Below are 14,832 nucleotides of genomic sequence, written 5' to 3' on the forward strand. Positions count from 1 at the left end.
ATCATGCTATTTCATATACTAAAACCCGCAAAATCAAAAAACCTGACTTTTGGGTTGACTTTTTTGTATACAATTATAGTATAAATAACACACAATATTTGTTCAGGACGCGTTATATTTCCAGGGAATGAAACACAACAACCCGGCAGCCAGGCAACCGAACGGCAGCCTCAAGAAAAATAAAATGGGTAACACCCGAATCAGGAGTTAGAGTTGTGGAAAACATACAACTAGATAAAGCCACGATGGATTCCCCATCGGCCCCCGACAATCAAACCTTTCTAGACCGCTTTTTCAAACTCAGCAAACATAAAACAACTGTCAGGACAGAGATGATCGCAGGTCTAACCACCTTTGTGACCATGTCCTATATTATGTTTCTTAACCCGATCATCATGTCAAAAACAGGTATGCCATTTGATGGTCTGTTTCTCGCCACCTGTATCGGTGCCGCCATCGCCACTATCTTTATGGGTCTCTATGCTAACTGGCCCATCGGTCTGGCACCGGGTATGGGCCTGAACGCCTTCTTTACCTTCACCGTAGTATTGGAGATGAACTACAGCTGGCAGATTGCTCTGGGGGCAGTCTTTCTCTCCGGCATACTGTTTGTGCTGATGAGTGTCACCCGTTTACGTGAATGGATGCTTGAGAGCATTCCGCTAAGCCTGCGTCTGGCGATGACCGCCGGAGTGGGACTGTTCCTCGGTTTTATTGGTCTGCGCTTTACCGGCCTGATCGTCCCCAATCCTGATAACGTAGTTGCTCTGGCAGATCTGACGCACTTCGGCTTTGGTCCATTCGGCCCGGAAGCCCCCGCACTGGGACTGCTGAGCTTCCTGCTGATTAGCTTCCTCAGCTATCGCCGGGTGTTTGGTGCGGTCATCATCGGTATCGCCATCACCACCGCTATCGCCTTCCTGATGACGGCTCTGCTGCCCCATGAGTTTTTCACGGTGACATCTGACAGGGCACCGGCCTCAGGCTTTATGGCTTGGCCTGAAAATGGCCTGATCGCTGTGCCAAACTTTGGCGATCTGGCACCGGTGTTTATGCAACTAGATATTATGGGCGCTCTCGATGTCGCGTTGATACCGGTCATTATCACCTTCCTGTTCGTTAATATTTTCGATACGGCAGGCACCCTGATGGGTGTTGCCCAGCGGGCTCATCTGCAGGATGAAAACGGCAAAATTGAAGGTCTGGATAAGTCGCTAAAAGCTGATTCGATCTCCTCTGTTATCGGTACCGCGTTTGGCTGTCCTCCGGTCACCTCCTATGTGGAGTCCGCAGCGGGGGTTGCTGCCGGTGGCCGTACCGGTCTGACCGCCGTAGTGATCGGCATCATGTTCCTGCTGGGTGTGTTCCTGCTGCCACTGGCGCAGATGTTGCCCGGCTTTGCGGTAGATGGTGCGCTGATCTACGTAGCGATGCTGATGATGGGCTCTCTGGCCGCTATCGACTGGGATGATCTGACGGAGTTTGCACCGGCGTTGATGACCACCATTATGATGCCGCTGACCTTCTCGATTGCTAACGGTATCGCCATCGGTTTTGTCACCTACACCTTTTTGAAGGTAACTACCGGCAAGGGGTCCAGCATCTCTAATGGCGTATGGGCACTGACGGCAATCTTCGTTGCAAAATTTATCTTCCTGCCATAATGTTGTCGCATATTCAATCAGCCCTCCCTTCGGGAGGGCGTTTTTGTTTTCGCAATAGCACTTATAGATAGCGCTTATAAAAAGAGCTTATAAAAAGCATTTGAGAAAGAGATGACCTTAGAAACCTGGCTACTGTTCTGTTCTGCCGCCCTGCTGGTAATTCTGATCCCCGGCCCCCTGTCGCTGTTAATGATCGCCAACAGCCTGAATTTTGGCATCCGTCGCAGCTATCCCGCATTTCTCGGGGGCGTCAGCGCATCGCTGATTCTGCTGATCACCTCAGCAACCGGTCTGGGAGCGCTGCTGCTGGCCTCTGAACAACTATTTACGCTGCTCCGCTATCTCGGTGCCGCCTACCTGATCTGGCTGGGTTACCGCGCCTGGCGGGATGCAGACCAGAGCCACAAAAGCAGTCAAACCGCCGTCAACAACGGCCGTGGCATGATGTTCCGCAGGGCATTTACCCTGGGCATCAGCAACCCCAAAGACATTCTCTTCTTTGTCGCCTTTCTGCCGCAGTTTATGACCCCGGAAAGCCCGCTGCTGACACAACTGCTGATTATGTCCGTTAGCTGGTGTGTGCTCGATCTGATCAGCAAACTGGGCTATGGTCTGGCTGCCAAAGGGCTGGCACCTATACTGAAAAAACAGCAAAATATCCGCCGTTTCAATCGCTTTTGTGGCGGACTGTTTGTCGGCGCCGGCAGCTTGGTGTTTTTTCGCTAGAGGTTTCGCTAAAAACCATTTTTACCACAGAGAGATATGCATTCCCACGCAGGAGCGTGGGAACGAGATAAACACAGGCCCTCTGTGGTTAGCTCATATAACTACGGTTATCTCTATTTAACCTTGTGAATGAGCGTTTTAGGATAAACCAGGTCGGAACCGGACAACCCGGAATATCCCACTCAACTACAATGGCTGCTCTTTTGTAATCACAATCGTTGGAGCTGACATGTCCGATTTCATCACAGTAATGCGCGAAACCTGCCCCACGCCCGTCGTTGACGCGACCAAGTGGACACGCATCGGCGGTGAACCGCACACCGTAAATCTTAACGCCTACCTTTCTGCCGATGGCAGCAAAATCATGGGGACCTGGATCTGCACACCAGGAAAATTTGAGGTGAATTACGACAAGTGGGAGTTCTGTCACTTTCTGGAAGGGTACTGCATTATCACCCCCGAAGGAGAAGAGCCCAAGCACCTGAAAGGCGGCGACGTATTCGTTATCGAACCGGGAATGAAAGGCACCTGGGAAGTCGTTGAAACCGTGCGCAAATACTTCGTCTTCGCCTGATTTTTTTAAAGCCAGGGTCGTAGGTTGGGCTGAGTGCAACGAAGCCCAACAACTATCGTGAACAGCTTTCTTCAACTGCTCTTCTCAACAACTTTCCTTAATACCTGCCCGTCAAACCACCAACGACCGATCTCACTGCTGCTCAACCCAAATCAGATCATCAGAATTAAAGCCCCGCGCCTCAGACATGTTGATAAACCGCGCCTTCACCTCCGGCGTTACATTCGGAGTACGTGACAGCAGCCAAAGATAAGCGGTATCAGGCCCGGAAACAAAAGAGTACTGATAGTTATCGCGGTCCAGATCAAACACCACATATGAACCGTAAAAAGGCCCAAAGAAGGACACCTTCAAATAGCCTTCATCGCTGTTATTAACAAAGTAGGCTTTACCCTCAGCTTCCTGCCATTTCTCTTTCTCCGCAGAATAGCCACGATTAAGCACCGCTACGCCACCATCATCGCGCAAGCTGTATTCAGCAGACACCTGCGTCAGCCCTTTTTCGAAGGAATGATCCAGTCGTGCAACTTCATACCACTTGCCTAAATAGCGATCCAACTCAAACTGGCTAACCGGTTCAACTGACTGTGGCATACCTAAACAGCCATGCAGCAATAACGCAGTGATGATAATCAAAACTGTTTTCATAATAGAGGTCTCAGAAGAGATAGACAGGCCTTATGCAACAGGCTCATGTTGGGGTTTATACGCTGAGGTTGTAGTTCAGATCATTCGCTGTCGTTCAGCTAAGGGCTGTCATTATACAAAAGATTGTCGTTCTTCAAATGACGCCTCTGACAACCCTGAGTTTACGGTGACAGATAACCATAGATAACCACAGAGAACTCAGATCCGCTCTTTCAGCAGCTCGTGAATAAAGCGCAATTTCTCTTTCACCCGGGGCATCAACACAAAGGGATAAAGGTCAGGCTGCCCCATACTGCGATTCAGGCAGTTGGCTGAAAAAATCACCGCCAGTGCTTTGGATAGAAACGCATCAAAATCAACCTGCCCATAGGGGTCGATGTCAGCGGTCATTGCTAAGCCCTGATTTTTCTCCGCATAATCGGGGTTAACCGATACTCTCAACGCGGTCGCAGTTTCCATAATATCAGTGAGATGCAGATAGTGAGACCAGGTTTCAGCCCAGTCCTCCCACGGATGAGATGAAGCATACTCAGTGACATAATGCTGACTCCAATCGGGCACAGGGCCGTTGTCATAATGACGCTGCAGCGCCTGGGAATAATCTTGCCGTTCATCGCCAAACTCAGCCCGGTAACGTTCCAGCCAGACGGGGTTATCCCGAATCAGCAGATCCCAGTAATAGTGCCCCACCTCATGACGCAGATGCCCCAACAGGGTTCGATAATGCTCATGCATATCAACCCGGGCCTGCTCACGCTGAACGGAATTAGCCTCATTCATGGTAATGGTGATTTTGCCCCCGTCATGACCGGTCATGGTGTGCGCATCTTTGGGCACAACCTGTGTGGTATTAATAAAGTCAAACGAGATGCCCGAATCCTGGGGGGCCTGCTTACGATCAACCGGTAGCTGATGTTTCAATAAGCTATACACCAGACGATGCTTGGCAAACTGTAGAGAACGCCAGCCATCCAGGTTTTCAATGGTGCCAATATTGGGAATATAACGATTCAGTTCACAGGAGATACACAGCCTGCTGGCAGAATCACTATCAACCAGCCAGTTACAGGCCTGCTGTTGCTTATTTTTGCAGTATTTCCAGGTGAAACCCTGGGGTTTGTTAATCTCAATTAAGTTGCCATTATGCTCAGTGACAGTGATAAAGCGTAATGACTTCGGCTCAAAGGCAACTTCATTTTTGCAGCGTTCACATCTGACGTTCTCAAACAGTATGACGTGCTCACAGTGTCCGCATTGAAAAATCTGCATGGCTTCGCCTTATAATATCGCTACAACACAGGCCGGGTTGCCACCCGGTTCAGGTTGATGGTGTCGCTGTTGTATAGGGGTCACTGCTGATACTTGCTAAACCCGGCTGAGAACCGATAGCAGTGATACCTTAGATGAGATCCGATCAAAAGAATATCAAAACTCATTTTATAACGTTCCAGGCAACTGTGGTTAATCTTTAACGCTCAGGCTGATCACAGCAAGCAGAACAGCTCGAAAGTAAAGTAACGTAAAGAGCATTGAATCTTCGCCCACTAAAACGCTATAAAACAGTGGTTATCCCATCAATGGAGAAAACCATGAACAAATATATTGTTTCTTTTCTTGCCGCCAGTGCGCTGGCATTCTCGGGTACTGCCGCGATGGCTCAGGACAGTGACCGCTGTGAAAGCCAGACAGAAGAGCACCGCACACCAACAGAATCGATAACCGAAATATCAGCTATTGCGGACAGCGACCTCTCCTCTTATACAGGCTCAAAGGGTAATCAGGTCGAAGAATAATTCAGCTTACCCGTTAACGGGCAAGCGTTTACCGGCTGACTGAGAAAGGGCTATCCCCTTCATTCAAATGCGACAGACAGGTCTGAGCCGTTCAGCGGCCCATCAGATGCGGCTGAGCAACTCGGTTTTCTTGGCATTGAACTCATCGTCAGTCAACGCGCCAGCATCGCGCAGCTGAGCTAACTTCCCGAGCAACTCCAGAGTACTGTTAATATCCGAATGCCCTGCAGTGTTATGCACAGCCGGGGTAGACGGTTGAACGTTCACGGGTGGTGCGTGTTGTGGTGCAGGCGCTGGCGCCGGTGCACTGGAGCTATTCTGGGTATTATCAGAGACAAGCGCGGCAAAGTTATTTTGCGGCGCTGGGGCTAAGCCCGGCCCTTTCACCAATGGCAGAGAGTTAACTGCTATGGTGCCAAACTGACTGCTGAACGTCAGCGAGTTATTACCACCCTGTTGCTGACTGACACCGCCGATATTATTGTTGAGGGTGTCATACACCGATACCTGACCATTAACCTCAACCGCCAGGCGATTCGGGAAAACCGCATAACGGGTATTATTTTGTGCGCCGCTGCTAAAGGGCTGACCCAGTTCAACAGGCCACCATTGATTGCTGCCCGGAGTACCCGCAGGAACAACCGGAAACACCTGATTGTTCGCAAGAAAATCAGACAACTCGAAACATAAATTATTCACAGTCGCCTTCAGGCCGTGGTTAAACATATCACCAACCATGGTCATACCGCCGCGCATCCACTGACCAGACCCGCCCAGTTCAGGGCAATTAAACTGCGCCATAGAACCCCGTCCATTGTTAACAGCAACCAGCATGTGCACAACAGCGCCATAGCTCAGGCCGTAACGGGAAGCGATATTGTTTACGAAGGTTTCACCGACGTCAGTTAGGCTTTGCATTAGATAAATATCCTATCAACTAAAATATATTAAGTGGCGGTCGCGCGAAAACAGCGCAGGGTAAAAACCCGTTCGCATACGCGATATTCTGAGGCTAGCAAGACAATGTGAATAGGGTATTAATGCAGAAGAGGCTTCGGGAGCCTTGTCATTCTTACGTCACTATTGTTGTTACTTCTGTTGTTACTTCTGTTGTTACTACTGTTGTTACTACACTACTGCTACTTCAATTCGAAGCGCTAATTTGAGGAGCTGATTTGAGGAGTTATCAGTGAATAACCCTATCGTTTAAAAAGCTTTAAATAGCTATGTCTTAGTCATGATCAGTAGAATCAGAGGGCAGCATACCACATCCGCGACCGAACATAGCCTTTTAATCGCACTGTCCGTGACTTTAATGATAAGCGAACGTCGTCAAAGTTGAGACGAAAAGTCGGCAAAACGTTACGAAATAAGCAGTTATGTTGCAAAAGCCGGTAAGAAGACTGTTTTACCACAGGGTCCTCTTACCCGACCGTTCTACTGCCGTGCTCATCAGGGCACAGCTAACACGGCACAGTTGCACAGATCATCACTTTCAAAAGCAGTCATATCGCCCGCGACCAACCCGGGAACGGGAAACACACGCACGGTTAATGGTTTATTCAGGCGATAAGCCATCGTCCCGGTATCTCTCATCAATGCGGCAATCTTATCCGTTGGAGTATTACCCGGGATAGGCACGGTATCCAGCCCAATGCCGCACACCGCACTGTAGGTTAACAACGCACGGATATCAAAATTGTCCTCGATGCTGCCCTGCGCCAGGCCGGTATCTTCAGTCAAAGCCAGCATCAGGCCGGAAAAACCGACGAGATCAACACCTTCTATGGATTTGAACACCCGGGTTAATAACGCTGACGCCTCAACAGTACCCGCTGCACCGAAATATTCCACACCCATCTGCTCATAAACATCAACCATGCTCGCACAGCTTTTAGACGGTGCGGCGGAGCTGTCAAAGCCAGCAAACGCAAACGGCATGTCGAAATCTGCATGGGTAATGATATTTTGAATACTGCTGATATGGTGCTGTAGTGCACCGTGCATAACCTGATAATACCCTTTAAACCGGTCATTATGGTTTTCAGCGGTCGCTGTCTGGTTATAGGTCTGCAGCACATCAACCAACAGATCAGGCGTTTCAAGTCCGATGACAAACCGGTCACCTGACTCATTACGATGATAACTCGCGGGAAAATAGGGAATCAGCGGAGCGCAGTTAAAATTAACGGTGAAATTGAAATTACCTTCGCCTCGCGGGGTAATACAGCTGATCCGTTCAACCGCCTTTACGGCATGTTGGATCAACTCATTATCCAGAAAGCCATGCTCATCCAGGCCGACATTGACACACACATTGCACAGGTCGCCAAACTCCTGAATTAACTCGGGTAAAAGCCCAATCTCATGTTCGGTTTTAGCCTCCCCTATCGCAAACCGAATACGCATTCCGGACAGGTCTGATGTGTTCAACAGTTCACTCAAAAACGCCAGATCAGCTCTGGCACTCTCAAGGCTGGCGGTATTCAGATATTCACCGAAAGGATTGGTCACAATTCGAATAGACTGAACAGCATAGCCATTATCGATAAACTCTTTTGATAAACGCAGACAAAACCGGGAAGCTTTATCGATCTCTTGTTTCCAGCGGCTTTTGTCACTCGCCAAAGACAAAAAAGTGGTTATCGTTCTAACTTTACAAAGATCTTTATTTTGATAGCTCAACGGTATACCTCAACTAAATAGTCCTGTCTGAGGCATTCATTTTATCATGGAAGTCGCAGCAAAAGATGGCACGTAAATTTTCCTGATACAACCGTTTATCCGCTGCCCTGGTTTACCAAAAGGCTGCGTTATAACAGGAACAGAAAGTACCAGGAGTGCGGCATAAGAATTAAAAAAGTTTCGCTTTTGGTCTCGCCAAATCGCTCACGCTGAACGGTTTATCACGCCGCTGAATGGCGAAAAAGATAATCAGCCACTATATTCATTGGTTGTAACCATTTTTCTTTGGGAAACATTCAGATACCGCGTAGTCAAACACAAGCCAATCGCTGCACATGATCCTTTGAGGTCAATCATGGATAGAGTTGAAAAAGTTTATACACTCACTAAGCGCTTAATTGTCATGACAGCAATTGCCGTGTTGGCGTTTAGTGCGGTGTTTGGTATCAGCTTCTATTTCAGTGAACGATTTATGATGACCTGGGCTGGTTTTCTCTGTGGCATCATCGGTGGATTTGTCAGTATTCAACAGCGCATCAGGAAAGTGTCGGATGAAGAGCTGACACTGCTGACAAAATCCTGGTTTCAAATATTATTAGTGCCTATCTTCGGTGGCGTGTTCGCCTTAGTGCTTTACTGTATCTTCCTATCCGGAATCATCTCCGGACAACTCTTTCCGGAATTTTTCATCCCCAAGCCCGCAAAAGAGGGCCCTGATACCTCATTCATGATCGCCCTGTTTACACAAACCTATCCCAGCACCGGAGAAGACTTTGCCAAGTTCCTTTTCTGGTCTTTCGTTGCCGGTTTTTCTGAAAGATTTGTGCCGCAAATTATCAGTAATGTCACCAAAAGCGTGTCTGATAAGAGTGATAGCTGACCCGGCGATAAATGGCTGCGAGATTAAATTGCTTAGGTCATAAATAGAATCAAAGACAAACCCTATTTATTCATCTTCACACACACATACACCGAATTGGTCGATTCGCCGCCCTGAAAAGGGTTATAAAAAGAGACCACATGGGATTCCACTTGTGCAAAGGCAGTCTTCAGCAGCGCTTCAAACTGCGCTTCCGGGAGGTTTTGCGACCACATGGCAAACACACCACCGGGCTTAAGCTGTTGCGCCATCCGTGCCAGATTTTCAGTGGTATAAAAGCTGGCATTGGCGGAATTAAGATACTCCGTAGGCGAATGGTCGATATCCAGCAGGATGGCATCAAACTGTTTACCAGCACTGTCCGGGTCAAACCCCTGCTCTGGGTCTGTCGCCAGGTCAAAGAAGCTACCCAGCACATAGCGATTGCGTGCGTCCGCATTGAGTATCTTGCCCAGCGGCACCTGCTCCTTGCGATGCCAGCCGATCACAGTCTCAATCGCATCAACCACCAACAGCTCTGAAATACGTTCATCCTTCAGTGCCGCCACAGCGGTATAACCCAATCCCAGTCCACCCACCACAACACTGAGGTTGTCGCCCTTCACTGCCGCTAAACCCAATGTCGATAGCGCCTCTTCAGCCTCAACAAACATACTCGACATCAGAAACTCTTCACCCAGCTTCACCTCATAGATATCCCGGTCCCCAAACGCAGGCATCCGCCGTTTGCGTAATGAAATCTGCCCTAAGGGTGAACTCTGACTATCAATCTCTTCAAATAATAGGGTCATGGCGGATCGGTCCTGATGCCTGATGTGGAATAAGTGAAAGGGGGAACATCATACTTGCTTAGTGCAAGCTTGGAAAATCATCAGGTTTATCACCAAAGTAGTTTTGCCACAGTCTGGTGGCCACGCATGACCGTAGGTTGGGATGAGGTACGAATCCCAACAAAATAGAAAGCCCCCCCCCAAAAAAAACAGCTACTCTTTTTTCAGCAATCGGTACACCCAGGCTGACCGGCCATCCTGCAGCGTTACCTCTACCCTCTCGTAGCGTATACCCAGCCGTTCATAGCGATCCAGGGCTCTGAACTCATCGGCACTCACTATAATCACCTGCCCATTGATGACTGCACCGGCATCCGGCCGTATATCAAGCTTATCCTTACGAAAACCAGGCAGCTCAGCCAATTCAAAATCGCCGCCACGCCCTATCACCAGCCAGCGAACCCAGGGCTTTGTTAAGGTGCCATAGACAAATACCGGATAAGTGACACCCTCCTCTATCACAGGCAGATTATCAGGCGGGTTATACAGAAAGGGGCTGGCAAACGTCAGCCACAGATAGCTAACCGCCACAACGATGAACGTGGATAGGGTCGCGAGGGTAAAGCGAATCTGTTTTCTCATGGAGTCCCTCTGATTGAACCTACTTTTTACAAAATCGAGCGCTTTTACCAAAGAGAACCCCAAGGGTACAGAGGCAAGAAAACCGGAACGGATTCATTTTTATAAGCACAATAAATCTGTCCCGTTTTCTCCTTATATTTAACGGCGTCTGTCCGGTATTTAGATCAAACCGTCCTTGCGGAACATCGTCTTGATACCGCGCACCGCCTGGCGGATACGGTCCTGATTTTCGATCAGGGCAAAGCGCACGAAACCATCACCGTAATCCCCAAACCCCACGCCTGGAGAGACGCATACTTTAGCGTCAGAGAGCAGTTTCTTGGCGAACTCCAGCGATCCCATCGCCTGATAAGGTTCGGGGATTTTAGCCCAGATATACATCGATGCTTTGGGGATATCTACCATCCAGCCCGCCTCATGCAGCCCTTTTGCCAGCGCATTACGCCGCTGCCGATACTGCTCAGCGATATCGAGTACGCACTGCTGATCCCCTTCCAGCGCCGCAATCGCCGCAACCTGCAGCGGTGTAAAAGTGCCGTAATCGTGATAGCTTTTGATTCTCGCCAGCGCATGCACCAGCTCTTTGTTGCCCACCATAAAGCCGATACGCCAGCCCGCCATATTGTAACTCTTGGACAGGGTAAAGAACTCCACCGCGACATCCTTGGCACCCGGCACCTGCATAATCGAGGGGGCTTTCCAGCCATCATAGACAATATCGGCATACGCCAGATCATGCACCACGATGATATTGTGCTCTTTGGCCAGCGCTACCACACGTTCAAAGAAATCCAGTTCGACACACTGCGCGGTGGGATTGGACGGAAAACCGAGAATAATCATCTTCGGCTTCGGAATCGACTCCCGGATAGCCCGTTCCAGCTCAACAAAAAAGTCGACGCCGGGAATCAGCGGAACCGAGCGCACCTGGGCACCGGCAATCACCGCACCGTAGATATGAATCGGGTAACTCGGATTGGGCACCAGTACGGTATCACCATGATCCACCGTCGCCAGCATCAGATGCGCCAGCCCCTCCTTAGAACCAATGGTAACAATCGCCTCCTCTTCCGGGTCGATATCGACCTGATAGCGATCCTGATACCAGCGAGAGATCGCCCGCCGAAGGCGCGGAATGCCGCGAGAGGTGGAGTAACCATGGGTATCATCACGCTGCGCCACAGTACAGAGCTTCTCGACAATATGCGGTGGCGTCGGCCCATCGGGATTGCCCATACTGAAATCGATAATATCCTCGCCACGACGGCGCGCCGCCATCTTCAGCTCAGCGGTGATATTAAAAACGTACGGGGGCAAGCGATCGATACGGGAAAAATGACGTACGGGGGGTGTGCCAGAATTATCGGCCATAGTAACCTCTATTAACGTAAGCGCCCGGAACCGTCCGAGCGACGCCGCCCCTGTGCTCAGGGCCGTAGGGAGATAATAGCGACATATGAGCGGGCTGGCTAGACGGGGGGATTAAATATTTAGTCGCTAGAACGTCGCTTCGCGACTGGCTAGAAAAAGCGTCAGCGTAGCTCGAGGTTTGAACGCCGATACCCGGCTTGCTCGTTGCTCGGAAAGCCTTCTTAACAGCAAGAGTGATGAAACAGATTTCTGTGATAATAAGGTTGGTGAAATCGCTTACTCTCTGGACCTTTTGATTTCATTCATCACAGAAGACTCCAAGGGAACAGCCAAAGCAGTTTCGTGTTTTATAACCCATATAGCTTTATCATCAGGGGACTACGGTCACTCTGGTGCAGAACAGAAATCTGTCTCCTCAGTTTGTAACTATCTCGAATATGACAAACAATCGTGATTGAATTGTTTGTAATGTGCTTTTAAGCTGACACTACTAACGCTAAGGGGTTTCATTAACCTATGACCAGATATGAGATCGATTCGTCTGAAACCCGATACCAGAATGGCTCAAACAGCACCGTATTGGCAAATTCGCTCGGCATCACAAATCCTTCAGAGATGAATGATATTGAAGCAATACTTTTAACCAAGCTCTATGAAAAAATTTTCACCGCTAACACTCCTGAACCTGACAGCTGTTCTTTTGAAGACATTTCAACCTGGCATAGACAATGGCTTGGTAACGTCTATGAGTGGGCAGGAAAAATAAGGAATGTCGATATGGGAAAAGCCGGATTTCAGTTTACTTCAGATTCGCAGATGCATAAACAAACTTGAAACAGATTATTTATCCCAATTCCAACACCTGCCATACATGGATAAAGAAGAGCTGATCGGCTACCTGGCACGCTGCCATATCGAATTTATCTTAATACACCCTTTTCGCGAGGGGAACGGACGCATAAGTCGATTACTTATGGATAGCATGTGCAACAAAGCGGGAATTGGTTTGTTAGATTATAGCCTTTGGGATGAACATAAAGAATTTTATGTAAAATCTATCCAGGCAGGTGTGTCACACGAATACCAGCATATGGAACTGTTAGTGAGGAATATTTTAGACGGCTAGCGACAGTGAGCGATACTTGCTCTTATTGGCTTGCAACTTTTGCTCTATCAAATCCACAGACTCCCTTGTTTCGATAGCGGTAGAGCTAGCCACAGCCCTGTATATCATTTTTTGGGTTACTTTTTTCTTTTCATGTTTCATGGCTGGCTTCCGCGATATCAGCAAACTAATGTCTTGTCATGCTACATCAGCACTGGCCGCTATTCAATCTTACAAATAGCCCATCATTAGGTGTAGTGCCTTTTGACAAGGCACAGCGGGTACTGAGCGTCCCTATTCACAAAATCGTCAGGTTCTGTTTTTTACACCGGGTCTGAATCATATTTTTAGAGAAAGTATATCTGTCTCCATTTTCCTGCGGCAAAGCCGCTGAACTGTCAGGGCTGGCGTATCGCTTTCAATGTAATAGTGCACGCCACCGCCGAGTGCTTTTATCTGGGTAAACGAGCGGTCTCAATCAATCTAAAAATACCCCTTCGACAATGGCGATAAGGCATACGAGAATTTGCCAGGCAGTTATTCAGGACGGCGAGCATAGTGTCTTAAATTTGTGGGGATACCACAGACTCTAACCCCATTAATAACAGAAAGGGGGGAGCGAAAATCAACAACTCTTGGACTCCTTGATCGGAGCGGTATCCATAGCGCCATTTGCAGCTCTCCAGTACTGCATTGATGTGACGCTGCCGCGATCCTGTTTTTTGACTCAGAAGATACATTGTTGCTATCAATGACCAAGTAGCATAATCATACGACTGATTACATGGACGCTGGTTTACTGGCAATGTCCTTAATGTCTGAAGTTTTTCTGACTAGTTTGTATTCGTGCTTTGCCGCATACATATTCTTATCAGCCTGTTCGATTAACTCATCAGCTGAGATATTTTCGCCTGCAGTAACCTGAGCATAGCCGAGACTAATAGAAAGATTTTCATCATGTTTTCTAAGCTGATTAGCGATGCGCACGCCAAAGGTATTTTTCGCCTGAGCTTCAGAGCAGTTGGGGAAAATGATACCGAACTCGTCACCGCCGTAACGAAAAGCATGATCTTCTAATCGCGTAAGATTCTTAATTGCGTCGGCTACAGCGATCAGGATTTGATCTCCTTGTTGATGACCAAGTGTGTCATTGATTAGCTTGAAGTCATTTATATCGATAAATACATGTGTCAGAGGTTCGGAAGATCGCTTTGAGCGACTCAACTCATTCGTAAGTATTTCAGTCAGCGAACGCACATTCAGCAGGCCTGTCAGAGGGTCTTTTACTGCCATTTTATTTAAGTGATTGACAATGACTTCACGTCCTGACTCGTATACATGGGCTGCAGCCCATATTGCTGTCGAACATAGTCCAATATTAATCAATGCAATCCAATGAACCTCTGGTACTGGTTGCCAGTTGCGCCACGCAAGAATACTTAACCCCAACAGTAGAAAGACTGTTGTTATCCACATACCTGTTTTACGGCCCAACAGAAGATAAGAGATTACCGGGAAGATATAAATCCAGGAAAACAGGCCGGAACGAAAACTGGAAACCCAAATGCCAAACAGCACTAAACTAAACAAGGTGCACAGGTAGATGAGCGACCATCTATGCAGGTTAGGCGTATTTTTAACAATTAGTAATAAACCGCACCAGAAAACTGTCACCGTTACCTGAATCAATGCATAGAGCTTAAGGTCGACTGTCCAGTTAAAATAAGCAAAAAAAGCTGCGGAGGGTACAGAAATGCTGAGCAGGACACTCAATACTGATCGACGGTATTGATTTACATCTGACAAGAGCATCATATGTTCCTTAAGGACCTCTTACGGCAAAGCATTATTTCTGCCTTGTAATGTATCTATAGCCTTTAAAGAATCATTTTCTGTTATCTGATCTTTACCAGCCGTAATTGTTTTGCAAAATACCACAGAGGGAAAACACGCCAGCCTGTAACGGGAAAATAA

General features: G+C 48.2%; 15 protein-coding genes. 7 read left to right on the forward strand and 8 right to left on the reverse strand.

All coding sequences use genetic code 11. The features are described from left to right. The first annotated feature begins 215 nt into the window (after positions 1-215). The 3 genes from Q0499_RS13180 (at position 216) to Q0499_RS13190 (ending at position 2,964) form a co-directional block, all read left to right on the forward strand. Complete coding sequence (locus Q0499_RS13180) at positions 216-1,664, forward strand: NCS2 family permease (RefSeq protein ID WP_299200133.1); 1,449 nt, start codon at positions 216-218, stop codon at positions 1,662-1,664. Between the two features lie 111 nt (positions 1,665-1,775). Next, entirely contained in the window at positions 1,776-2,390 is a 615-nt protein-coding gene (locus tag Q0499_RS13185; protein ID WP_299200136.1) for a LysE family translocator, read from the forward strand. A 229-nt stretch (positions 2,391-2,619) separates the two neighbouring features. Further along, positions 2,620-2,964 (forward strand): cupin domain-containing protein, encoded by a 345-nt coding sequence (locus Q0499_RS13190; RefSeq protein WP_299200138.1) that lies wholly within the window; start codon positions 2,620-2,622, stop codon positions 2,962-2,964. Between the two features lie 132 nt (positions 2,965-3,096). On the opposite strand, the gene Q0499_RS13195 is transcribed toward Q0499_RS13190, so the two are convergent. Together Q0499_RS13195 and Q0499_RS13200 are read right to left on the reverse strand one after the other, a co-directional pair. After that, positions 3,097-3,612, reverse strand: coding sequence for a lipocalin family protein (locus Q0499_RS13195; RefSeq protein WP_299200140.1), 516 nt, complete (start codon positions 3,610-3,612; stop codon positions 3,097-3,099). A gap of 198 nt (positions 3,613-3,810) precedes the next feature. Next, positions 3,811-4,881 carry a putative zinc-binding metallopeptidase gene (locus tag Q0499_RS13200; protein WP_299200142.1) on the reverse strand — a complete coding sequence of 357 codons (1,071 nt, stop codon included), beginning with the start codon at positions 4,879-4,881 and terminating at the stop codon, positions 3,811-3,813. Between the two features lie 320 nt (positions 4,882-5,201). On the opposite strand from Q0499_RS13200, the gene Q0499_RS13205 reads away from it, so the two are divergent. Then, a complete protein-coding gene (locus Q0499_RS13205) occupies positions 5,202-5,405 on the forward strand; it encodes a hypothetical protein (RefSeq protein ID WP_299200144.1) in 204 nt (67 codons plus the stop codon). Positions 5,406-5,507: 102 nt separating this feature from the next. Here Q0499_RS13205 and Q0499_RS13210 read toward each other — a convergent pair whose 3' ends face one another. Both Q0499_RS13210 and Q0499_RS13215 read right to left on the reverse strand, forming a co-directional pair. Beyond that, positions 5,508-6,323 (reverse strand): SHOCT domain-containing protein, encoded by an 816-nt coding sequence (locus Q0499_RS13210; protein ID WP_299200146.1) that lies wholly within the window; start codon positions 6,321-6,323, stop codon positions 5,508-5,510. A 534-nt stretch (positions 6,324-6,857) separates the two neighbouring features. Continuing rightward, positions 6,858-8,090, reverse strand: a complete 1,233-nt coding sequence (locus Q0499_RS13215; RefSeq protein WP_299200148.1) for a DUF711 family protein — start codon at positions 8,088-8,090, stop codon at positions 6,858-6,860. 355 nt (positions 8,091-8,445) lie between these two features. On the opposite strand from Q0499_RS13215, the gene Q0499_RS13220 reads away from it, so the two are divergent. After that, on the forward strand, positions 8,446-8,970 hold the full coding sequence (locus Q0499_RS13220) for a hypothetical protein (protein ID WP_299200151.1): 525 nt from the start codon (positions 8,446-8,448) through the stop codon (positions 8,968-8,970). A 62-nt stretch (positions 8,971-9,032) separates the two neighbouring features. Here Q0499_RS13220 and Q0499_RS13225 read toward each other — a convergent pair whose 3' ends face one another. From Q0499_RS13225 to alaC, 3 genes are all read right to left on the reverse strand, one after another. Next, on the reverse strand, positions 9,033-9,761 hold the full coding sequence (locus Q0499_RS13225) for a spermidine synthase (protein WP_299200153.1): 729 nt from the start codon (positions 9,759-9,761) through the stop codon (positions 9,033-9,035). 192 nt (positions 9,762-9,953) lie between these two features. Then, positions 9,954-10,382, reverse strand: coding sequence for a gamma-glutamylcyclotransferase family protein (locus Q0499_RS13230; RefSeq protein WP_299200155.1), 429 nt, complete (start codon positions 10,380-10,382; stop codon positions 9,954-9,956). Between the two features lie 159 nt (positions 10,383-10,541). Beyond that, on the reverse strand, positions 10,542-11,753 hold the full coding sequence (alaC, locus tag Q0499_RS13235; RefSeq protein WP_299200157.1) for an alanine transaminase: 1,212 nt from the start codon (positions 11,751-11,753) through the stop codon (positions 10,542-10,544). A 516-nt stretch (positions 11,754-12,269) separates the two neighbouring features. Between alaC and Q0499_RS13240 the strand changes: the two genes are divergently transcribed. After that, a complete protein-coding gene (locus tag Q0499_RS13240; protein WP_299200159.1) occupies positions 12,270-12,587 on the forward strand; it encodes a hypothetical protein in 318 nt (105 codons plus the stop codon). 37 nt (positions 12,588-12,624) lie between these two features. After that, entirely contained in the window at positions 12,625-12,879 is a 255-nt protein-coding gene (locus Q0499_RS23690; RefSeq protein WP_363317799.1) for a Fic family protein, read from the forward strand. A gap of 759 nt (positions 12,880-13,638) precedes the next feature. Here Q0499_RS23690 and Q0499_RS13245 read toward each other — a convergent pair. Beyond that, positions 13,639-14,670: a GGDEF domain-containing protein gene (locus Q0499_RS13245; RefSeq protein WP_299200161.1), complete on the reverse strand. Its 1,032-nt coding sequence runs from the start codon at positions 14,668-14,670 to the stop codon at positions 13,639-13,641. Positions 14,671-14,832 lie beyond the last annotated feature (162 nt).

Source organism: uncultured Amphritea sp., assembly GCF_937127095.1.
Classification (GTDB): Bacteria; Pseudomonadota; Gammaproteobacteria; order Pseudomonadales; family Balneatricaceae; genus Amphritea.